This is a genomic window from Pseudomonas sp. GL-B-12 (genome assembly GCF_019955895.1).
Lineage (GTDB): Bacteria > Pseudomonadota > Gammaproteobacteria > Pseudomonadales > Pseudomonadaceae > Aquipseudomonas.
In genome coordinates, this window is the sequence record NZ_JAHBCX010000037.1 from 35932 (window position 1) to 58522 (window position 22591).

Below are 22591 nucleotides of genomic sequence, written 5' to 3' on the forward strand. Positions count from 1 at the left end.
GGTTGCCATGCGCTGGGTCTGCATTGTTTTCCCGCAATTGGCGCTGGACGCGGTACTGCGTCAGCGCGCCGATCCCGAAGAACCCCTGGCGTTGCTGACCGGCCCGGCCCAGCGCCGGGTGCTGCAGGCCGTCAACGGTGCGGCGCGGGCGCTGGGTTTGCGTCCCGGCCAGTCCATGAGCGCGGCACAGGCCTTGAGCAAAGGCTTTGTCACGGCCGAATACGACGCCGCTGAGATCGAACACTGGCAGCAGTTTCTCGCCGCCTGGGCCTATCGCTTCAGTTCCCAGGTCAGCGTGCATTACCCCCGGGCCGTGGTGTTCGAGATCGAATCCAGCCTCGGCTTGTTCGGCGCCTGGCCGCAATTCGAAGCGCTTTTGCGCCGTGAGCTCGGCGAACTGGGGTTTCGGCACCGCATCGTGGCCGCGCCCAACCCGGTGGCGGCGCGGGTGCTGGCCAACGCCTATGACGGTCTGGTGGTCCCGGACGATCAAGCCTTGCAGCATCACCTGGGGCAAATGCCCGTTGACCGGATCGGCTTGGAAGCACCGGTCGCCACGGCCTTGTCGCGCATGGGCTTGCGCACCTTGAGCCAAGTGCAGGCGCTGCCCCGGCATAGCCTGGCCCGGCGTTTCGAGGCCCAGGTGCTCAAGCATCTGGATGCCCTGTCGGGGTTGCGGCGGCTGGCGCTGGCGTTCTACCTGCCGCCGGACCGCTTCGATGTGCGCATCGAGCTCAATTTCGATGTGCAGTCCCATCAAGCCTTGCTGTTTCCGTTGCGCCGGTTGACCGGCGACCTGTCGGCATTCCTCAGCGGTCGCGACAGCGGCGTACAGCGTTTCGACCTGCATCTGGAACACGCCGGGTTGCCGGATACGCTCATCAAGGTCGGCTTGCTCAGCGCCGAGCGCGATCCGGCGATGCTCTTCGAACTGGCCCGGGGACGGCTGGAGCAAGTCCAGGTCGAGGCGCCGGTGCGCGGCTTTCGCCTGCGCGCCGAGGATTTGCCGACCTTCGTGCCCCAGCATCAGGAACTGTTCGACGATCGCCCGCAGCAGTCCTTGCCCTGGGAGCAACTGCGCGAACGCCTGCGTGCACGGCTGGGGGATGACGCGGTGCATGGCTTGCGCTTCCAGGCCGATCACCGCCCCGAGTGTGCGTGGCAGGCCAGTGCCGACAGCCAGCCTTGCGCGGTGCCGGCCGCGGTGAAACGGCCGGGCTGGCTGCTGACTGAACCGCTGGCGGTGCATCAGGGCTCGGCGCGCATCCTCATGGGGCCGGAGCGTATCGAGTCCGGCTGGTGGGACGGCGACGACGTACGCCGTGACTATTACCTGATCGAAACCCGTGCCGGCCAACAGGGCTGGGCCTACCGGGCGGTCGGTGAGGACGGCCCGCTGTGGTTGCAGGGCTGGTTCGCATGAGCAGCGAATATGCCGAATTGCACTGCCTGTCGAACTTCAGCTTCCAGCGCGGTGCCTCCAGTGCCCTCGAGCTGTTCCAGCGCGCGAAAAAGCAGGGTTATCAAGCCCTGGCGATCACCGACGAATGCACCCTGGCGGGCATCGTTCGCGCCTGGCAAGCGGCGAAGTCCGTGGAGTTGCCGCTGATCATCGGCAGTGAAATACGCATCGAGAACGGTCCGAAACTGGTGCTGCTGGTAGAGAGCCTCGAGGGCTATCAGGCGCTGTGCCGATTGATCACCCGCGCCCGGCGCCGCACGCAGAAAGGCCAGTATCAGGTGTTACGCGAAGACTTCAGCGAACCGTTGCCGGGATTGCTGGCGTTGTGGGTGCCGGACGCTGTCGATGCCTTTGAACAGGGCCGCTGGCTCAAACAGGTCTTCGCCGAGCGCCTGTGGCTGGCGGTGCAGTTGCATCGCGGCCAGGACGATGCCCGGCGCCTGAACGATCTGCTGAGCCTGGCCAGGGAGTTGCGCATTGCGCCTGTGGCCAGTGGCGATGTGCACATGCACGCGCGCGGCCGGCGCGCCTTGCAGGACACCATGACCGCGATCCGTCATCACCTGCCGGTGGCCGATGCCGGGTTGCGCCTGCACCCCAACGGCGAACGCCATCTGCGCAGCCTCGACGTGATGCAGGCACTTTATCCGCCAGACTTGCTGGCAGAAACGCTGAACATCGCCCGGCGCTGCACCTTTGATCTTGGTCAGTTGCGTTACCAGTACCCCCGCGAACTGGTGCCGCAAGGGTACTCGGCCACCTCGTGGCTGCGTCATTTGACCGAGGAAGGCATCGAGTGGCGCTGGCCAAAAGGGCCGAAAAGCGAAGTGCTGGTGCAGATCGACAAGGAGCTGCAACTGATCGCGGAGTTGGGCTATGAAAGCTATTTCCTGACGGTCCACGACATCGTCCGCTTTGCGCGCACCCAGCACATTCTGTGTCAGGGGCGCGGCTCGGCCGCCAACTCGGCGGTGTGCTTTGCCTTGGGCATCACCGAAATCGACCCGGATCGCACCACACTGTTGTTCGAGCGTTTTCTCTCCAAAGAGCGCAATGAGCCGCCGGACATCGACGTCGATTTTGAACATGAACGCCGCGAAGAAGTCTTGCAGTACGTGTTCCAGCGTTATGGCCGGGCCCGGGCCGCATTGACGGCGGTGGTCAGCACTTACCACGCCGCCGGTGCGGTGCGCGATGTGGCCAAGGCCTTGGGCTTGCCGCCGGACCAGATCAACGCCCTGGCCGATTGCTGCGGTCACTGGAGCGATGAAACACCGCCCGTGGAGCGTCTGCACGAGGGCGGGTTCGACCCCGAGAGCCCGTTGCTGCACCGGGTGCTGAGCCTGACAGGACAACTGATCGGCTTCCCCCGGCATTTGTCCCAGCACCCCGGCGGTTTCGTGATTTCCGAGCAGCCGCTGGACAGTCTGGTGCCGGTGGAAAATGCCGCCATGGCCGAGCGCACCATCATCCAGTGGGACAAGGATGACCTCGATGCAGTGGGTCTGCTCAAGGTCGATATCCTGGCGCTGGGCATGCTCAGTGCGATTCGCCGATGTTTCGATCTTCTGCGCAGGCATCGGGGCCTGGACCTGAGTCTGGCGACCATCCCGTCCGAAGACGCGGCCACCTACGAAATGATCGGTCGGGCCGACACCATTGGCGTGTTCCAGATCGAGTCCCGGGCGCAAATGTCGATGCTGCCGAGGCTCAGGCCGAAGACGTTTTACGATCTGGTGATCGAGGTCGCCATCGTTCGGCCGGGGCCGATCCAGGGCGGCATGGTGCACCCGTACCTGCGGCGACGGAACAAGGAAGAACCGGAGGCCTATCCGTCGCCGGAACTGGAAGTGGTGCTCAAACGCACCCTCGGCGTGCCGCTGTTTCAGGAACAGGTGATGCAGATCGCCATCGTCGCCGCCGACTACAGCCCCGGCGAGGCCGACCAGCTACGTCGCTCCATGGCCGCGTGGAAACGCCACGGCGGGCTAGAACCGCACAAGGAACGGCTGGCCGCCGGGATGAAGAAAAACGGCTACACCGCCGAGTTCGCCGCGCAGATTTTCGAGCAGATCAAGGGCTTTGGCAGCTACGGCTTTCCCGAGTCCCACGCGGCCAGTTTTGCCTTGCTGACCTACGCCAGCTGCTGGTTGAAATGCCACGAGCCGGCGGCCTTCGCCTGTGCGCTGATCAACAGTTGGCCGATGGGGTTCTACAGCCCGGACCAGATTCTGCAGGACGTTCGGCGTCATCATTTGCAGGTTCGTCCAGTGGACGTGCGTGCCAGTGACTGGGATTGCAGCCTGGAGCCGATCGCCGGTGCGCAACCGGCGATTCGCTTGGGGCTACGCATGATCAAGGGTTTTCGCGAGGACGATGCCCGACGCATCGAGGCGGCACGCTCCAAAGGCGCGTTTGCCGACATCACCGACCTAGGCGAGCGGGCGCGACTCGATGCCCGCGCCCAGGAGCAGTTGGCCGATGCCGGCGCGTTGCGTGGCCTGGCCGGCGACCGGCATCGGGCACGCTGGGAAGTGGCCGGGGTACAAAAGCAGCTGGGCCTGTTTGCCGGCCTGCCGAGCCAGGAGGAGGACGTGGTGTCGTTGCCAAAGCCCACCGTGGGCGAGGACCTGCAAGCCGATTACGCCAGTGTCGGCACCACCCTCGGGCCACATCCGTTGGCCCTGTTGCGTGGTGAGTTGAAGGCGCGGCGCTGCCGCAGTTCGAAGGAGTTGCTGGACGTCGAGCACGGTCGGCCGGTCAGCATCGCCGGGCTGGTCACCGGCCGACAACGCCCGGCCACCGCCAGCGGCGTGACGTTCGTCACCCTTGAGGACGAGTTCGGCAACGTCAACGTGGTGGTGTGGCGCGACTTGGCCGAGCGGCAGCGCCAGGTGTTGGTCGGCTCGCAGTTGCTCAAGGTCGATGGGCGCTGGGAGAAGGAGGGCGAGGTCCGGCATCTGATTGCCGGACGCTTGAGTGACCTGAGTTCGTTGCTCGATGGCATCAGTGTACGGAGCCGGGACTTTCATTGAGTCACAGGGCTTCAGGCAGCTGGGCCCCGGCAGCAAAGTCGGTGAGTAACTGTCCCGTTGCCACAGGGCGTTCGATCATGGGCAAGTGGTTGCAACCTTCCAGGGTGACAACCTGCCCGACCCGATCATCGGGCAGACCGATTTGCAGTGTCTCCAGGGCGGAGATATCGATCACCTTATCCTCGCGGCAGCCGATGCCAAGTACCGGCATGCTGAGCTGCGCCAGCCGATGATCCAGCGCGAGCCATTGGGACGGTGGACGGATCTGCGCCAGGGTGGACTCGATAAAGCTGCGTTGGCGCTGATTGCTCGCAATCGCATTTTCCACTTCCTGGTCGGACATCAGGGGAGGATTGAGATAGACAAGTCGGGCAGTGCGTTCTACGCCGGCACGGTCATCGTAGATAAACGGGTTGTCACCACCATTCAATGACCGGACGAAATCGTTTTCGACAAAGCTCAATCCCAACGGGTTGACCAGCACCAGGCGTGCAATACGCTCCGGCTTTTGGGCGGCAAACACGCCGGCAATGGCGCCCCCCATGGAATGGCCGACCAGATTGATTTCACGCAGGTCGAGCGCGAGCAGAAAATCATTGAACCGTGCGGCTTGTGCATCAATGTCATAACTTTCGCCGGCAAGGCGCGTCGAATCACCCCAGCCGGGAAGGTCGGGAATGATCACGTGAAAGCGTGCGCCGAGATCCTCGCCCAGCGTGCGCCAGGCATCCTTGCTTGAAGAAAAGCCATGTACCAGCAACAGGACCGGACCGTTTTTTGCGCCCTCGTAATACGACCAGGTCGTGTCGCCTGCCTGGATCGATCGGGTCATCAAGGGGGTATCGGTTGGGTTGGCCGCCTGGGCGGTGCCCAGGAAGGCGAACGTGGCGGTGGCAACTGTTGCGGTGAGCAAGCGGGTGAGTCGACTGCTTCGGGTCTGATGGCGAGGCGTCAATCTTTCAAGGGCATCCATGTCATTGAGATCCTGATGACGGTTGTCGGTTTTTAGTCGTGCCAATGATTTGGCTGGTGTACTGAGAAGCAAGAGGGGGATTTGAAGGGGGAGAGGCTACGACGGCAATGCTGGCACCTGAAAAATGTGCGACCTCAGATTTCAGATACCAACGCAGGCAATCAGGCTAGTTCTTGGCCAGCGGCCAAAACCGCTCCCCACCCCCCGGTGCATCCGTCCAGGCCTGCAACGAACGCGTCGGCAAGTCGAAGTAATCCCGCGTGCGTGCATAGCCATGCCCGCCCATGCGTCCGATCGCATCCAGCCCCAACTGGTCGATGTACAGGGTTTTCGGATCGATCAGTTCGTCCCGCACATGGGCCATCAGCACTTCGCCGAAGATGATCTCCCGGGATTGTCCGATGGACAGCGCCATCATCCGACGGCACTCCAGCGCCACCGGGGCTTCGCCGATGCGCGGACATTTGACCGTGGTGCCGGGAATGACGGTGAGGCCGGCGGCGGTCAGTTCATCGAAGCCGGGAGCGAAGGGCACGGCGCAGACGTTCATGGCTTCCACCAGGGCATCGCTGACGATGTTCACGGTGCATTCCTGGTTGAGCTGAATGTTGCGGGTGGTGTCCTTGGGGCTTTGGTCGCCGTAGTTTTCCACGCCCAGGGCGAGGATGGGCGGATCGGCCGACAGCGCATTGAAGAAGCTGAACGGCGCCGCGTTGATCCGGCCTTCACCATCGACGGTGGTGACCAGGGCAATTGGCCGAGGCACTACGCTGCCGATCAGAATCTTGTATTTGTCCCGTGGGCTCAATGTGCTGAAGTCGAAGCTTTGCATGGGCAGAAATCTCTAGAGAAGTGGATCAATCGCGCTCAGTGGCGCATGTGCGCTGTAGTCGTCGGCGAACGGGATGGCCGGCTGGAACAGGCTTTTCCAGTCCGGTTGGCCTATGGCCCGGTCGCTGTGGCTGCGCATCAGTTTTTCGAATTGGCGTTGGGCCTGGCGCTGCAGGGCGGGGTAGTCGATGCCCTGGACTTGACCGTCCTGCATCACGCAGCGACCATCGATATAGCTGGCGATGCAGTCATCGCCACGGCCGGCCAGAACAAGATTCTTCAGCGGATCGAATAGCGGCCCCAGGTGTATCCCGCGCAGGTTGAACACGGTGATATCGGCCTTGCAGCCCGGCGCCAGCCGGCCCAGATCATCGCGACCCAATGCCTTGGCGCCGCCGAGGGTCGCGGCGTTGTACAGGTCCAGAGTGCTGGTCAGGTCGTTACCGCCTTCCATAAGGCGAGCGATGTTCAAGCCCTGGCGCATGTTGTCCAGCAAGTCCGCCGGCCAGGTGTCGGTGCCCAGGGCGAAGTTGATGCCTTTGGCCCGATAGCGCCCAAACGAATTCAGTGCCTCACCGTCCCGGGCAAACACCACCGGGCAATGCACCAGGCTGGCGCCGCCATCCACCACGCGTTGCAGGTCGTCATCGCCTCGGGTGTAGATGCCATGGGGCAGCAGGCTGCGCGGGTTCAAAAGCCCAAGCTGCTGTAACCAGCCCAGTGGCGAGGTGCCGCGCAGTTGCTCGACCATCGCCACTTCACCGAGGCCCTGACAGCAATGCAAACGCATCGGTGCGTTCAGTTCCCGGCTCAGCGCGGCGGTGCGTTGCAGCAGCGCCGGGGTACAGGTCTGGATGCGATCGGGCAGCAGCGCACCGCGAATCAGACCGTTATGCGCGCCATCGAAATCCCGGAAAAACCGTTCGGCGGCATCGAGGCCAGCCATTCCCCGGTTTTCGTCCCAGTGGTGCGCCAGGGTTCCATCTGCGTGCCAGTAGCTCATGCCGCTCATGTAGCAAGGGCCGAGGTAAGTGCGCAGCCCCAGTTCGGCAGCCACATCTGCCACCGCCGCAAATTCGTCGTAAGTCTCGGCCCACTCGCGGTAATACATCGAGGTGATCGGCATGGCCGTGGTGATGCCGTTGCGGATCAGTTGGGTGAAGGCGTAGCGGTATTTGAAGACTTCTTCTTCGGGGCTGTAGCTTTCCCGCGATCCACGCGCCAGATACTCCGCCGACCACATCCGGCCCATGGCGCGCTCGTCGCCGTTGTCCAGGGTCAGCACCGTGGAATCGAGATCGCCGAGGGCGTCCAGATCGATGAAGCCGGGGCCGATCAGCGCGTTGCCGTAATCAATCCATTGATCCACCGGGCCCGGATAACCGCGTCCGACAAACTCAATGCACGAGCCGGCAAACACCACTTCGCCATCGCGCCACAGCACATGCTGCGTGCCGTCGAAGCCGACCACGCAACTGGCCCGCAAGCCGATGCGCTTCACAAACGGCTGTCCAGCAAGCGACCACCCGCAGCAATCAACCGGCCCGTGCGATAGACCTGACGCAGCGGCCGCGAAACCACTGCCTCACCCACCGTTTGCACCGGCATCAACAGGAAGTCTGCCGGCTGGCCGATTTCCAGGCGATTGGCTTCGCAACCCAGCGCCTGGGCGCCGTTGACGGTCGCCGCCTCGAACGCCGCCGCCAGTTCTTCGTCCTTGTTCAAATCGAAACGGAACGCCAGCAACATCGCCCGCTCCAGCATGTCGCCGTTGCCCATGGGCGACCAGGCATCACGAATGCCGTCCGAGCCCAGGCATACATTCACGCCGGTTTCGCGCAGGGCCAGGAACGGCGGCACCGCGCAATCGGCCGGTGCCGAGCTCATCAGCGAAATACCCAGCGTCGCCAGGCGCTCGGCCACCGGTTTGACCTGGCTCCACCGCAACATCCCCAGGCAATACGCGTGGCTGATCATCACCCGGCCTTGACGGCTGAAACGCTCGGTGTAGTCGGCGATCAGCGCGATCTGCCACAGGCCCAGCTCACCTTTGTCATGCAGGTGAATGTCGATGCCACGGTCGAACTCGCTGGCCAGTTTGAAGACGAAATCCAGTTGTGCGATGGGGTCGTTGTCGATACCGCATGGGTCCAGTCCTCCGACGTTCTCCACACCGAGGGCCATGGCTTCGCGCATCAGTTCGGCGGTGCCGGGGCGACTGATCAAACCAGTCTGCGGGAACACCACCAGTTGCAGGTCGATCAGGTCGCGGTAGGTTTCACGCAGTTGCTGCATGGCCTCGACATGCCGCAGGCCGAATTCCGGGTCGATGTCGACGTGGCAACGCATGGTCAGCGAGCCGCGGGCGATGCAGTTTTCCAGCAGGGAACCGGCCCGTTGTGCGATGGGGGTGGTGACTTCGCGCAGGATGCGCCGTTCGTTGGCGATGTAGTCCTTGAGGGTCGGGCCGGCGCTGTTGGGGCGCCAGGGTTGGCCCCAGAGGGTTTTGTCCAGGTGCACGTGGCTTTCCACCAGTGTGGGGGTGAGCAACTGGTTCTGGCCGTCGATGTCGGTGGCGAGCAGCTCGGTGGTCGAGGCCGGGCGGCGTTGGGTGAAGCGGCCGTTTTCGATCAGCAGGTCTTCGGTGGCGGTGCCGTAGGGGCGCACGTTGCGCAGCCAGCGGGGTTGGGTCATACAAACCTCAAATTCAATGGTGTCTTGGCGGGCCTCATCGCGAGCAAGCTCGCCCCCACAGGGTTTGGGGGTGTTCACAAAATGTGTGATCAGCACAAATCACTGTGGGAGCTGGCTTGCCTGCGAAGGCCACGACTCGGTTTCAAGTCAGGCAATCAGCCCTTGAGCTTGGCCCAAATGCGGTCCTGCAGCTCCCGCGCCTTGTTGCTGCATTCCTTTTCCGGGCGCAGGCGCGAGGCGAATTCGTCGGGCATGTTGATGGCGTCCATCACCCGCCATTTGGCGTCGATCAGCTTGTCGCTCTGGATGCCGTTGTCGTAGGCGATGGCGTTGGACACGGCGGCGGCGTTTTCCGGTTTCATCATCCAGTCGATGAAGATCTTCGCGTTGCCGGGGTGTGGCGCGCTTTTCGGTACGGCGAAGTTGTCCTGGAACATCGCCAGGCCTTCCTTCGGATACACGTACTTGATGGTGCTCTTCTGCAAGGTGGCCCGCGCTGTAGAACCGTTCCAGTTCTGCATCATGATCACTTCACCGGAGGCCATGCGGTCGACGGTGTTGTCCGAGCTGTACATCTTCAGGAAGGGTTTCTGTTTTTGCAGCAGTTCGAGGATGCGCTTGGCGTCCTGCGGGTTTTCGCTGCACTCGTCGACATTCAGGTAGTGGCTGGCGGCGTTGATCACGCTGCTGGAGGTGTCGAGGGCGGCGAGCTGGCCTTGCAGCTCCTTGCGCGGTTCGAAGAACTCTTTCCACGAGTCGTCGAGCATGCCGCCGGGCACTCGGGCGCTGTCATAGGAGAACCCGGTAGTGCCCCACAGGTACGGTGCCGAGAACTTGCGGCCCGGGTCGAAGCTCGGGTCGCGGAACGCCGGTTTGACGTACTGGAAGTTGGGCAGGGCCGAGGCGTCGATTTCCAGCAGCAGGTCCTGGTTGATCAGGGTGCGCATGATCGATTGCGACGGCACGATCACGTCATACGCCGCACCGCCGGCCTGCAACTTGGCCAGCAGGGTTTCGTTGCTGTCGTAGCCGTCCATGGTGACCTTGATGCCGGTCTCCTTTTCGAACTTGGCCAGCAGCTCGACCGGGTAGTAGTCGGTCCAGTTGTAGAAGAACAGTTCCTTGGGCTCGGCGGCCTGGGAGCCGAACGCTGTGAAGCAACTCAAGGCCAGGCCGGCAACGGCGAAACGCATGCTTTTTTTCATAAAAGAAGTCTCCACGCTCATTGTTGTTTGCCGCGCTGTCCCAGCCAGAAGGCCAGCACCACCAGCACGATGGAAATCACCAGCATCAGCGTTGAAATCGCGTTGATCTCCGGCGTCACACCGGCCTTGATCGCCGAGAAGATGTACACCGGCAGGGTTGTCGAGCCGGGACCGGCGACGAAGAAGGTCATGATGAAGTCGTCGAGGCTGACCACGAACGCCAGCACCGAACCGGACAGCACCGCAGGCCACAGCAGCGGCAAGGTCACCCGGCGAAACACCTGCCACGGGTTGGCGTACAGGTCGTTCGCCGCTTCCAGCAGGCTCTTGTCCAGGTCATTGAGCCGCGCTCGAATCGGCAGGTAAGCGAAGGGAATGCAGAAACCGATGTGGGCAACGATCACCGTCAGCAGACCGAGCTTGATCCCCAGTGCCATGAACAACAGCAGGGTGGCCACGGCGGTGACGATCTCCGGCAGGATCAACGGCAGGTTGATCCCGCCCTCGACCATTTTCTGCCCGTAGAACGGCCGGTACGTCGCCAGCGCCGCGAGCAGGGCAATCGCGGTGGCGCAGACCGTGGCGATGCTGGCGACGATGATCGAGTTCAGCGCTGCGGTCTGGATCGACGGGTTGGCCAGGATTCGTCCGTACCAGGCGAACGAGAACTCGGTCCACACCGTCGCCGAGCGGTTGGCGTTGAAGCTGTAGGCGATCAGCACGAAAATCGGCAGGTACAGATAGGCCAGCATCAACAGGCTGACTTCACGGGTCAGGGGCAGTTTCTTCAGGTGCAGGGCGATCATTCTTGGGCTCCTGGGCGTTGGGTCTTGGCGGCATTGCGGCTATAGAGGGCGTAGAGCACCAGGGACAGCAACATGATCCCCAGCAACAGGAACGACAGCGAACTGCCCAGCGGCCAGTTGCGCGCGGTGCCGAACTGCTGCTGGATCAGGTTGCCGATCATCAGCGTCTTGCCGCCCCCGAGGATCGCCGGGGTAATGAAGGCGCCCAGGCTTGGCACGAACACCAGCAAGGCACCGGCAATCACCCCCGGCATCGACAGCGGCAGGATGATCCGCCGTAGTGCATGCCAACGGTTGGCGCCCAGGTCGTAGGCGGCTTCCACCAGGCGCCAGTCGAGTTTTTCCAGGGTCGAATAGATCGGCAGGATCATGAACGGCAGGAAGCTGTAGACCAGGCCAACGCTGACCGCGAAGTCGTTATAGAGCAGGGTGATGCCACCGGCTTGCGGGAACAGCGCGTTGAGGCTCTGGGCGACCCAGCCGTGTTCACGCAGGATGATCAGCCACGCGTAGTTGCGGATCAGCAAGTTGGTCCAGAACGGGATGGTGATCAGCAATACCATCAGGTTGCGCCGACGAGGTGTCAGGCTCGACATCCACAACGCCACCGGAAAGCCGAACAGGAAACACAGGACCGTGGTGCCACCGGCCTGGAACACCGAGCGGATCAGTGCCTGGGCGTAGACCCAGTTCAGTTCCAGTTCACCGTCGAAACCTTCCTGGAAAAACAGCTGCACGTAACTTTGCAATTGCCAGTTGGCCTGCCAGTCGACGCCGCCATAGACGTTGCGCGGCAGCAGGCTGATGTAGCCCATGATGCCCAGCGGAATGGCGATCAGGGCCAGCAGGGTCAGGACCACCGGGCTGAGCAACAGCGCGCGGTTGAGGGCTGGGGACGTGCTGCTGACGCTCATCTCAGGCCTCCATCAACAGGCAGGCGTGGGGCGGCAGGTTGACCGCGACGCGATCACCCACCACCCGCCCGTGGTTCAGGCCTTCGTTGTTCTCGCGCAGCATGACCTTGATGTCGTTGTTCAGGCGGCATTGATAGAGCGTGGCCGTGCCGACATACAGCACGGCCTCGATCACGCCGCGCAGGTGATGCGGCTGCGTCGGTTCGACCAGTTGCGAGCGCTCGGGGCGGAACGCCAGTTGCACCTTGCTGCCGTCAAAGCCCTGGGCCGGGCAGGGGATTTCCACGGGCATGCCGTTGGGCACGAAGAGCTTTTCGTTCTGCTGGCCGCGCTTGAGGTGGCCGGGGAGGAAGTTGATGTCGCCGATGAACTGCGCAACGAACTGGTGTTGCGGACGCTCGTAGATTTCATTGGGGGTGCCGATTTGCAGGATCTTGCCGGCGGACATCACGGCAATGCGATCGGACAGGGTCAGGGCTTCTTCCTGATCATGGGTGACAAAAATGAAGGTGATCCCGGCTTCTTTCTGCACGCGCTTGAGTTCGACCTGCATTTCCTTGCGCAGTTTGAGGTCCAGGGCCGACAGCGGTTCGTCCAGCAACAGCACTTTGGGTTTCGGCGCCAGGGCCCGGGCCAGAGCCACCCGTTGCTGTTGGCCGCCGGACAGTTCGGCCGGTTTGCGCTTGGCCAGGTGCTGCATTTGCACCAGCGCGAGCATCTCATTGACGCGCTGGGGGATCAGTTTGCGATCAAGGCCCTGCATCTCGAGGCCGAAGGCGATATTCTGCGCAACACTCATGTGCGGAAACAGCGCGTAACTCTGGAACACCGTGTTGACCCGACGCTTGAACGGCGGCAAATCGTTGACCGGCTCGCCCGCAAGGCGGATCTCACCGTCGCTGACATGCTCGAAGCCGGCGATGGTGCGCAGCAGGGTGGTTTTGCCGCAGCCGGAGGGGCCGAGCAGGGTGAAGAATTCGTTGTCGGCAATGTCGACAGAAACATTGTCGAGGGCTGGAGCAAGCCCTGGATCGTCTGAATATCGTTTTGAGACGTTTCGCACTTCAATTGCAACTGGATGACCCATAATGGTGCATTCCTATAATTATTGTATGCAAAATCTGGATGCAATTTAGAAATACCCGGATTAATCTGCCCGTGCAAGCCCCTTTTTCAATGGCTGTTCATTCGCCAGGGTCGGTTGCACAGGGCGCAAGGAGTTGATGAATGACGGAAAAGAAACTGGAAACCACGGTCGACCGCGTCTACCAAGGGGTTTACGAAGCGATCAGCAAACGCTCGTTGCGTCCGGGCATGAAGCTTGGCGAAGCCTCTTTGGCCGAGCTGTTTAATGTCAGCCGCACGTCCGTTCGGGCCGCGCTCAAGCAATTGGAGGCCGACGGACTGGTCACCACCGAGCCCAATAAAGGTGCGTCGGTGTCGTTGCCGAGTGACGAAGAGATCCGTTCGCTGTTCGAAACCCGGCGATTGATCGAGATCGGTATCGTCAGCGAGCTGTGTCGTCGGCGTGATACCGCGGTGACCCAGGATCTGCGCGATCACTTGCTGCTGGAAGATGAAGCGCATCAGAGCGGTGATCACGAACGGCTGATCCATCTGCTCGGCGAGTTCCACATCAAACTGGCCCGCAGCCTGAACAACCCGGTGCTGCTCGACTGGTTCCAGAAGCTGATTTCCCGGGCATCGCTGTATGCCGCCGCGCTGGATGACGACAGCCACGAGGTCTGCCGCGACGACGAACACCTGCGGCTGATCGAGTACATCGAAGCGGGGAACCAGAGCGCGGCCATAGAGCTGACCTGCATGCATTTGAATGGTATCGAGAAGGCCATTCTGGATGTCGCGGCCACGCTGAAAAGCAGTTACAACCCGCTCAAGCACTTGATTGAGGTGTAGGTTGCAGTTTCCTGGCCACTGATTCCCTGCTCGACAAGGAAGCCTCAGAATCAGCTATACCTCTATGAAGCGAATAGTGTGCAGGATGCTCGAAACAAACGGGTGCAACTTACCGGGATAGAGCCAAGCCATGCAGTTTCTAGAGGATAGCCACGGGTGCTCCGGGTGGAACGGCGAAATGGCCGGGCGCATTCGTGCGTTCGACTGGAGCCTGACCGAGCTTGGCCCGCTCGATTCATGGTCCAAGAGCCTGAGCAGCGCGGTGCAGTTGATGCTCGCGTCCCCGCTGCCGATGGTGATGCTCTGGGGGCAGTCCGGGTACATGATTTACAACGACGCCTACTCGAAGTTTGCTGGTGGGCGTCATCCGTACCTGCTGGGTTCTACAGTGGAGCTGGGTTGGCCAGAAGTCGCCGAATTCAATCGCCACGTAGTCGACACCTGCCTGGCGGGCAGCACCTTGTCCTATCGCAACAAAGAACTGGTGCTGCTGCGTGATGGGGTTCCGGAAGATGTCTGGATGGACCTCTACTACAGCCCGGTGGCTGACGATGACGGACGTCCGGCCGGGGTCATGTCCATGGTGGTGGAAACCACGGAACGGGTGATATCCGAGCAACGCCGACAAGTGGCTGAAGACGCTTATCGTGCGGATAACGAACGGGTACGCCTGGCATTGAACGCCGGTGCCTTGCTCGGCTCCTTTGTCTGGGACATCAAGACCAACGTGCTGTCGGGTGATGAGCGATTCGCTCGCACGTTCTCTTATCCACCCGGGCAAGACTTGGGCAACCTGTCTCAAGAGATCGTCGAAGGGCGGATCCATCCGGACGACCGTAGCTGGGTCCAGGAACGGGTCACGCTGTCGGTCGAGACTGGCGAACCCTACAACGTCGAGTACCGGATCCAGCGTCCCGACGGCAGTTACTTCTGGGTGCTCGCCAGCGGTTGCTGCGAATTCGATGAGCAAGGGGAGGCATTTCGTTTCCCCGGCGTGCTGATCGATATTCACGAACGCAAGACCGCCGAAGAATCCCTGCTCAAGTTCACCCGTAACCTGGAGCAGCGGGTGGCCGATGAGGTCGAGGCGCGGCTGGCGGCGGAAGAGCAACTGCGCCAGTCACAGAAACTCGAAGCCATCGGTGGCCTCACTGGCGGTGTGGCCCATGACTTCAACAACCTGTTGCAAGTGATCGCTGGCAACCTGCACCTGTTGGCACGCCATGAGCCGAATAACCCGAATGTGCAGCGCCGGGTATCGGCGTCGATTGCCGCGGTCGAGCGCGGTGCCAAGCTGTCCTCGCAATTGCTTGCATTCGCCCGTCGCCAACCGTTGTCGCCCGCGGTCTTCACGTTGCGGCAGATTTTCGATGGCCTGGCGGAGCTGTTGCAACGTGCCTTGGGGGAAACCCTTCAAGTGCACATGGCAGCGCCTGAGGATTCCTGGAATGTGTTTGTCGATCGCAATCAACTGGAAAACGCCATTCTCAACCTGGCGATCAATGCCCGGGACGCCATGCAGGGTGAGGGGACCATTGATCTTTGCGCGGACAACATCGTCCTGGGTCGCCAATTTTGCGCCGGCAAGGGCATTGCCGCCGGGGACTATGTACGGGTGTCCGTGGCGGACACCGGCGTCGGCATGCCGCCGCAGGTGCTGGCCCAGGCGTTCGAGCCATTCTTCACCACCAAGGCCGATGGCCAGGGCACCGGATTGGGCTTGAGTATGGTGTTTGGTTTCGTCAAACAGAGTGGCGGTCATATCGAAATTGTCAGCGACGTCGGGCAGGGCACCCGGGTGCAGCTGTATTTCCCGCGCACCTTGCGCTCGGCACCCAGCGAAACACCGAACCCTGAAGTGCCGCAACGGGGTGGCCACGAGCGCATCCTCGTGGTGGAAGATAATGAGGCGGTGCGGGTATCGGCGGTGGAGTTGTTGCGCGAAGAGGGTTATCAGATCCTCACGGCCACCAACGGTGACGTCGCCATGCAAATGTTGCTGGAAGGGCTGGCGGTGGACCTGATATTCACCGACGTGGTCATGCCCGGCCTGATCAAGAGTTCGGACCTGGCGGCCTGGGCGAAAGTGCAAGAACCACCGGTGGCCGTACTGTTTACCTCGGGACATACCCGCGACATCATCTCGCGCAATCACCAACTCAGCCCCGACACCCACCTGCTGAGCAAACCCTACAATCCCGAAGCACTCAGGCAAATGGTGCGCACGGTGCTTAACGGCTGAAACCGGCGGAGGCGCCGGTAAAGGCAAGGTTTTATCGCATTTGAGATAGGACGACGAACGGACACCGCTGGTCTGACAGATGGTCGACAGAACGGGCTAACCGAGGCCATTCTGATAGTTGGTGAACGCAATTGATCGCGTTTCGCTGCCGATCAACAAACGGAGGTGTTCCATGCCGGTGCCCCATGACCTTTATCAGGATCTGAAACGCTCAAAGGAAGAAGTCCAGCAGAAACGCACCAAGGATCCGTTACTGGATTCACTGCTTAACAAGTATTCCCAGGCGGATGCCGAAGTGGTGAAAGCAGAGGAGGCCAAGTCCAACGATGACACCGTAAGGAAACTCAAGGAGGCTCGCCTGCTGGTCAAGGACAAGATCGTCAAGCAACTGGGCTCGACATCCTGACCCAGCGTGCTGCCACCGACGACCGGTGGCCGGAAAGTTGGAACGGCAACCAGAACCGGCACCTCGAATGCTCAGAGACCGATGTTACGGCTCTCAACGAGGTGCCTCATGACCCAGCCCGAATATCCCAGTGAACTGAACGCTGTCCCTGTGGGAGCGAGCCTGCTCGCGATAGCGGAGGGTCAGTCACCAGTGTTGTTGAATGTGCCTCAGTCATCGCGAGCAGGCTCGCTCCCACATTGGGTCTTCAGTGTATTCAGATAGTGGTGCCGCTCATTGCAATGCCTTGCTCAACGGCAATCGCACCATGTTCTGTGCTTTCAGCGAACCGAAATACAACCAGTCCCCATACTCGCGCACCGTGGTGATCGGTGAGTAGTTGTCGCTGCTGCCGTCCTGCAGGTTGGCGATCACTTTGCCCTCAAGGTCCAGACCCAGGGCAAACCCGCGATTTTCCACGGGTTTGGGCAAGACAGTCATGGCCCGCACGATCATCTTGCGCACCAATGGATGTGCCGCCGTACCATCGAGCAAGGCGTTTCGGGGGGCATACAGTGCCACCCAGAAGCGGTCTCGGCCATTGAACGACAGGTTGTCCGGCAGCCCCGGCAGGTTGTCGATGAACAGGTCATGGGTGCCGGCCTTCGGACCGCTGAGCCAATAACGGCTGATGCGGTAGGCGCCGGTTTCATTGACCAGTACATAGGCATCGTCCGGTCCCAGGGTCACGCCGTTGGCAAACTCCAGCTTGTCCAGCACAACGGAGGTTTTGCCGGTCTGGAAGTCGTAGCTCAGCAGTCGACCGTCGCCGCCGTGTTCGAGCACGGCCTCACCGTCGTGGCCATAGCCGAAGCGGCTCGAAGCATCGCTGAAATAAGCGTAGTGACCGGGTTTATCGATGGCCACATCGTCGGTAAAACCGAAAGGAACGTCGCCGGCCTCTGTGGTCAAGGCCACCAGACGCCCCTGAGCGTCGAGGGACAACAAGCCTTTGACGGCATCGGCGATCACCAGCAGACCATTGGGATGCCGGGCCAGGCCCAGTGGCCGGCCACCGGTAACGGCCAGGACTTTGGTGGTCTTGCCGTCCAGGCTCGTGCGGATCAGGCGTCCGTCGTGCAGGCCGGTGATGAGCGTGTCGTTTTCCAGCAACAAGGCTTCCGGCCCGTCGATGTCGGCGGCACCGACGCGTTCCACCCCCTTGAGCCGCTGATTGTCGGCGTAGATTCCGCTGGTGAGGGACGGCGCAGGTTGAGGTGTCCAGGCCACCGGTCGCACCTTGGTCGGCATCAGTAGCAGGAAGGCGCCGACGGCGACGATGGCCAGCAACAGACATTTGGAGGTTCTGCTCACGCGCCGACCCCCGTCGCCGCCAGATACTTCTGCGCCATGTCGCGCAACGCCAGCATCGACGCCGCCGATTCCCGATCGATGCGCCGCTTGAGCAACAACCGGTTGGCAATGCGCATCGCCAGGCCGTTGAATTGATATTCCAGGGTGCGAACGAAACGGGTGTCCTCGCCTGTGGCATCGCATTCATAGGTCACCACCAGCGACAGGCCGTGATCACCCCGGGCCTCAGCACTCCAGCGCCGTCCGGGCAGGTACTCCGCCACCTTCCATCTCAAGTGCCCGTCGCGCCCGCCGGCACGGATGTCCTCCTCGAAACGTGCGCCGGCATACAACGGGCCTTTTGGACCATCGATGCGTAGCGACGACGGATGCCATTGCGGCCAAAGAGTCACGGTGCTGGCGTAGGCAAGTACCTGGACCGGGTTTCCGGCAATGACAACCTGATGCTGCATGCGGGTCATGGGCGTTCTCGTCGGGTTGAGCGGCGCAGGTTCCGGCTCCCAATACAGGGTGCCGAACAGGTAGTCCATCAGCGGGAAAACGATGTTGAAATTACGCCCCTGCATCAGTTCGCGGCGGTGGTGCAGTTCGTGCAGCCGGCGCATCTGGCGGATCCATGGCAGCCGTGTGAGCGGGTTGCGCGACGGCAGATGCTCGCAGGCATGAAACACTTCATAAGCCAGGTAACCGAGGACAAGAAGGCCGCCGACCAATCCGGCGACGTTGGTATTGATATGCTTGAGCAGCCACCAGAGGGGCAGGGCGACGGCGAGGGTGTGCAGCACGATCAGCCACGCCGGAAACAGGATCACCCGCCAGTCGCGGGCGCTGTCGTAGGTCATGTGGCCGGGGGTGAAAAAGCTGTGGTGGTCGACTGCGTGACGGGCATAAAACAGCCGGGCGAAGCTCTTTTTATGATGCCCCAGGTGGCGATGCACCATGTACACGCCGAGGTTGAACAACAGCAGCGTGACGGGCACCGCCAGCCATTCTGCTGGCCGCACCTGATGTACGTTGCTCCAGAAGACACTGATCGCCAGTGCCCCGAACATCAGCACAAACGCGCCGTGCAGCCAGGGGTTGTAGAGCGGATGAATGTCGGCGCGGTAACGGCTGCGGAATCCTTCGGTGGTCTGCCTCACTGCAATCACCTGTCGTTTTTGTTATCTCTTTCAGATTAGCCGATCCCGGTGATTTGACGGGCCGAACCTTGAGGACACAACGGCCATGATCCGGTGCAAACCGGTCTCAGGTCAGCGGATCCCAGCGTTGCGACCAGTCTTCGTCGGAGTCGATGACCTTGCGCAGCAGGTCGAAGGCGCGTTGCAGTGTCGGCGAGTCACGATCGCGCGAGTAGACCAGATAGGTCGGATAGCTGAATTCCGGAGCCTTGGGCACCCGTTCCAGGGCGCCGTTTTCCAGATAACTCTGCACGACGCGGGTGCGGAAGTAGCCACTGCCGCCGTTTTCGAGAAGGTACTGCAAGCCCAGCGGGCCGAGATTGAAACTCAGCGCGGCCTTGGCTTTTTCCGGCAGGGCTGCGTCGTGCTGGCGTCGGAATTCGCCGCCCCAATCGATGTACACATAAGGATCGGGCTTGCCGGCCAGGCGCACGAGGATCAGCTTTTCTTCGAGAATCTGTTCGACCTGCAAGCGCGGCCAATACTCGGGCTGATACACCAGCGCGGCATCCAGAACGCCCAACTCCAGTTGGCGCAGCAGGTTTTCGCCGTCGCGGATTTCCATGCGCAGGGCGTGGCTGGGGATGTTTTTGCGGATTTCGCCGGCCCAGCCGAGCATCAGCGGGTTGCACAGGCTCACCTCGCCACCGATGTGCAGCACATCGTGAAAACCCTCGGGCAACGGCAAATCACGCCGCGCGGCTTCCCAGGTTTGCACCAGTTGATTGGCGTACACCACAAACGCTTCGCCGTTGGGCGTCAGGCGGGCGCCGGCACGATTGCGCACGAACAGGGTGCTGCCCAGCTGGCTCTCGAGTTTTTGCACCCGCGCGGTGATCGCAGTCTGGGTGACATGGAGTTTTTCCGCGGCGGCAGCCAGGCTGCCATGGCGGACGATTTCGAGGAAGGTGCGGGCGAGGTCGATGTCCATGGGGTGGCCGGTGTTGTAAGTGCTCGCATTGTAAGAGCGGATACCTCATTGGTACCACTCGCCACAGGTCGGGATTCAAAAACAACGAATCCCGCCACTAAGGGCGGGATTCGTTTGCAGCAGGCACGCTCCCGAAGGCCGGGAGCCAAGTGCTTACGACGGGAACAGCTCGGACAGTTTCATCGCCAGCATCATGTCGCCTTCAGCGCGCAGTTTGCCGCCCATGAACGCTTGCATGCCGTCAGTCGAACCGTCGACGATGCCTTCCAGGGTTTCGCCGTCCATCACCAGGGTCACCTGGGCGTCCGGGTTCTCGCCTTCCTGCAGTTCGCAGGTGCTGTTCTTGACGATCAGCGAGAAGTTCTTGGTGTCGTCGATGCGGAAACCGAAGACCAGGTCCAGACCGGCAGCAGCGGCTGGGTTGAACTTGGCTTTCATTGCTTGTACGGCGTCTGCTACGGAGGTCATGGTTCGATCCTTTCTTGGGTAATAAGAGCTGGGTGATTACAGCCAGGGTCACAATAGTCCGGACTCAGCGAAACGTGATGAGTTCCGGGGCCTTCAACAGTTGCAGGTGCGCATGACCGTTGAAGGAAGCCAGGGACACCTCGCGACCACGAAACTTAAGCTGGTTGAGCGAGGTGTTGACGATTTGCCAGTTCAATTCAAAGGCCTGCCGGGCAGGCATTTGCGTAATCAGGTGGAGCAGAGCGGTGATGGTACCGCCGGAAGTGAACACGGCGATTTTCTGGGTGTTGTCGGCCTGGTCGAGGATGCGATGCAAGCCGGCCTGCACCCGCTCGACAAACCCCAGCCAGCTTTCCAGGCCCGGTGTGTCATAGGTGCCGGCCAGCCAGCGTTCGATGATCAGGGCGAAGATACGCTGGAACTCACCACGGTTTTGCGCGGCGTTGCGCAGGATGTTCAGGGCTTCGGGTTCGTCCGGCAGCATGGCCGGCAATAGCGCGCGGATCACCGCATCGGCGTCGAACTCGTTGAAGGCGCAGTCGGTTTCCAGCAGCGGCACCGGCAGGCCCACCGCGGCGAATTGCTCCAGCGCGCTGTTGGCCGTGTGCTGCTGGCGGCGCAGGTCTCCCGCCAGGCAGCGGTCGAAGCTGATCCCGAGTTCGGCCAGGTGGCGGCCAAGGATTTCAGCCTGACGAATGCCGGTCGGCGACAGGACGTCGTAGTCATCTGCACCAAAGGAGGCCTGGCCATGTCGAATCAAATAGATGCTGCCCACGTCCGCGTCTTCCCGGTACGTTGAAGGTTTGGCGAGGTTATGAGGATGGCGGTGTGCTGTCAATGAAAAAACATACGCTTGTTTGAAATGCCCGTTACAGGCCTGTTGCCAGAGCTTTGACGGCTGGTCGCAAGGTCGGCGCATGGGTATGCTGGAGGTATCCCGCGCGCGTTCAAGCCGCGCATCGTTTGAGGAGTCCCTGTGGAGTTTTTTTCCGAGTACGCCATATTTCTGGCCAAGACCGTGACCCTGGTGATTGCCATTCTGGTGGTCCTGGCCAGTTTTGCGGCCTTGCGCAGCAAGGGGCGGCGCAAGTCGTCCGGCCAGTTGCAGGTCAGCAAGCTCAATGATTTCTACAAAGGGCTACGCGAGCGCCTGGAGCAGACCTTGCTCGACAAGGACCAGCTCAAGGCGCTGCGCAAGACCCAGGCTAAAACCGACAAGAAACAGAAGAAAAAACCCGAGGCCAAGCCCCGGGTGTTCGTGCTGGATTTTAATGGCGATATCAAGGCATCGGCCACCGAAAGCCTGCGCCACGAAATCACCGCCTTGCTGACCCTGGCCACACCGAAGGACGAAGTGGTGCTACGCCTGGAAAGCGGCGGTGGCATGGTACACAGCTACGGCCTGGCTTCCTCGCAACTGGCGCGTATCCGTGAGGCCGGCGTGCCCTTGACCGTGTGCATCGACAAGGTCGCGGCCAGCGGTGGCTACATGATGGCGTGCATCGGACAGAAGATCATCAGCGCACCGTTCGCGATCCTCGGCTCGATTGGCGTGGTGGCGCAGTTGCCCAACGTCAACCGCTTGCTGAAAAAGCACGACATCGACTTCGAAGTGCTGACCGCCGGTGAATACAAGCGCACCCTGACCGTGTTTGGCGAAAACACCGAGAAGGGCCGGGAGAAGTTCCAGCAAGACCTGGACATCACCCATCAACTGTTCAAGAACTTCGTGTCGCGCTATCGCCCGCAACTGGCGATCGATGAAGTGGCCACCGGCGAAATCTGGCTTGGTGTCGCGGCGCTGGACAAACAACTGGTCGACGAACTCAAGACCAGTGATGAATACCTCTCCGAGCGCGCCAACAAGTCCGAGCTCTATCACTTGCATTACGCCGAACGCAAAAGCCTGCCGGAGCGCATCGGCATGGCCGCCAGCGGCTCGGTCGATCGCGTGCTGCTGAACTGGTGGAGCCGCTTGACCCAGCAGCGCTTCTGGTAACGGGCCAGGAGATACAATAAAACATCCAGCCGGGGCATTTGCCCCGGTTTTTTTGTGCGCCCAGCATGGGCGCAATCTTGCGGGTGAAAGTCCCGTCGTAAGCTGACCACAGCGAACGAAGTGAAGCGCAACTGCATGAGGGCGACCGAGTGTGGGGAGGAAGCGTGAATCGAA

The 22591-nt window shown here is 61.5% G+C and carries 19 protein-coding genes; 6 read left to right on the forward strand and 13 right to left on the reverse strand.

All coding sequences use genetic code 11. The features are described from left to right. The first annotated feature begins 7 nt into the window (after positions 1–7). Both KGA85_RS20620 and KGA85_RS20625 read left to right on the forward strand, forming a co-directional pair. Entirely contained in the window at positions 8–1423 is a 1416-nt protein-coding gene (locus KGA85_RS20620; protein WP_223456953.1) for a Y-family DNA polymerase, read from the forward strand. Continuing rightward, on the forward strand, positions 1399–4497 hold the full coding sequence (locus tag KGA85_RS20625; RefSeq protein ID WP_223543346.1) for an error-prone DNA polymerase: 3099 nt from the start codon (positions 1399–1401) through the stop codon (positions 4495–4497). Before KGA85_RS20620 ends, KGA85_RS20625 begins: the two co-directional genes overlap by 25 nt. Before the next feature lies 1 nt (position 4498). Here the strand turns inward: KGA85_RS20625 and KGA85_RS20630 are convergent, their stop codons facing one another. From KGA85_RS20630 to KGA85_RS20665, 8 genes are all read right to left on the reverse strand, one after another. Beyond that, positions 4499–5470, reverse strand: a complete 972-nt coding sequence (locus tag KGA85_RS20630; RefSeq protein ID WP_223456950.1) for an alpha/beta fold hydrolase — start codon at positions 5468–5470, stop codon at positions 4499–4501. 166 nt (positions 5471–5636) lie between these two features. Beyond that, entirely contained in the window at positions 5637–6302 is a 666-nt protein-coding gene (locus KGA85_RS20635; RefSeq protein ID WP_223532156.1) for a flavin reductase family protein, read from the reverse strand. Positions 6303–6314: 12 nt separating this feature from the next. After that, the gene (locus KGA85_RS20640) at positions 6315–7802 is read right to left on the reverse strand and encodes an amidohydrolase family protein (protein WP_223456944.1); all 1488 of its coding nucleotides are present in this window, start codon (positions 7800–7802) and stop codon (positions 6315–6317) included. Further along, positions 7799–8995, reverse strand: coding sequence for an amidohydrolase family protein (locus KGA85_RS20645; protein ID WP_223543347.1), 1197 nt, complete (start codon positions 8993–8995; stop codon positions 7799–7801). The genes KGA85_RS20640 and KGA85_RS20645 overlap by 4 nt, the downstream gene beginning before the upstream one ends. A 155-nt stretch (positions 8996–9150) precedes the next feature. Further along, complete coding sequence (locus tag KGA85_RS20650) at positions 9151–10200, reverse strand: extracellular solute-binding protein (protein ID WP_223543348.1); 1050 nt, start codon at positions 10198–10200, stop codon at positions 9151–9153. A gap of 17 nt (positions 10201–10217) precedes the next feature. Beyond that, positions 10218–11006, reverse strand: a complete 789-nt coding sequence (locus tag KGA85_RS20655; protein WP_007995935.1) for an ABC transporter permease — start codon at positions 11004–11006, stop codon at positions 10218–10220. Next, positions 11003–11920: an ABC transporter permease gene (locus KGA85_RS20660; RefSeq protein WP_223456939.1), complete on the reverse strand. Its 918-nt coding sequence runs from the start codon at positions 11918–11920 to the stop codon at positions 11003–11005. The genes KGA85_RS20655 and KGA85_RS20660 overlap by 4 nt, the downstream gene beginning before the upstream one ends. Before the next feature lies 1 nt (position 11921). Then, a complete protein-coding gene (locus KGA85_RS20665; protein WP_223456937.1) occupies positions 11922–13007 on the reverse strand; it encodes an ABC transporter ATP-binding protein in 1086 nt (361 codons plus the stop codon). 140 nt (positions 13008–13147) lie between these two features. On the opposite strand from KGA85_RS20665, the gene KGA85_RS20670 reads away from it, so the two are divergent. The 3 genes from KGA85_RS20670 (at position 13148) to KGA85_RS20680 (ending at position 16485) form a co-directional block, all read left to right on the forward strand. Next, on the forward strand, positions 13148–13837 hold the full coding sequence (locus KGA85_RS20670; RefSeq protein ID WP_150755745.1) for a GntR family transcriptional regulator: 690 nt from the start codon (positions 13148–13150) through the stop codon (positions 13835–13837). A gap of 130 nt (positions 13838–13967) precedes the next feature. Continuing rightward, the gene (locus KGA85_RS20675; protein ID WP_223456931.1) at positions 13968–16079 is read left to right on the forward strand and encodes a PAS domain-containing sensor histidine kinase; all 2112 of its coding nucleotides are present in this window, start codon (positions 13968–13970) and stop codon (positions 16077–16079) included. Between the two features lie 172 nt (positions 16080–16251). Beyond that, a complete protein-coding gene (locus KGA85_RS20680; protein ID WP_046038510.1) occupies positions 16252–16485 on the forward strand; it encodes a DUF465 domain-containing protein in 234 nt (77 codons plus the stop codon). A gap of 273 nt (positions 16486–16758) precedes the next feature. Here KGA85_RS20680 and KGA85_RS20685 read toward each other — a convergent pair whose 3' ends face one another. From KGA85_RS20685 to KGA85_RS20705, 5 genes are all read right to left on the reverse strand, one after another. Further along, positions 16759–17838, reverse strand: a complete 1080-nt coding sequence (locus tag KGA85_RS20685) for an SMP-30/gluconolactonase/LRE family protein (protein ID WP_223456929.1) — start codon at positions 17836–17838, stop codon at positions 16759–16761. Further along, entirely contained in the window at positions 17835–18980 is a 1146-nt protein-coding gene (locus KGA85_RS20690; protein ID WP_223456927.1) for a sterol desaturase/SRPBCC family protein, read from the reverse strand. The genes KGA85_RS20685 and KGA85_RS20690 overlap by 4 nt, the downstream gene beginning before the upstream one ends. 106 nt (positions 18981–19086) lie before the next feature. Further along, positions 19087–19950 (reverse strand): LysR family transcriptional regulator, encoded by an 864-nt coding sequence (locus KGA85_RS20695; protein WP_223456925.1) that lies wholly within the window; start codon positions 19948–19950, stop codon positions 19087–19089. A gap of 153 nt (positions 19951–20103) precedes the next feature. After that, positions 20104–20418: an SCP2 sterol-binding domain-containing protein gene (locus tag KGA85_RS20700; RefSeq protein ID WP_007976511.1), complete on the reverse strand. Its 315-nt coding sequence runs from the start codon at positions 20416–20418 to the stop codon at positions 20104–20106. Between the two features lie 64 nt (positions 20419–20482). Continuing rightward, a complete protein-coding gene (locus tag KGA85_RS20705) occupies positions 20483–21193 on the reverse strand; it encodes a histidine phosphatase family protein (protein ID WP_223456923.1) in 711 nt (236 codons plus the stop codon). 201 nt (positions 21194–21394) lie between these two features. On the opposite strand from KGA85_RS20705, the gene sohB reads away from it, so the two are divergent. Next, complete coding sequence (gene sohB / locus KGA85_RS20710) at positions 21395–22417, forward strand: protease SohB (protein WP_223456921.1); 1023 nt, start codon at positions 21395–21397, stop codon at positions 22415–22417. Positions 22418–22591: the final 174 nt, after the last annotated feature.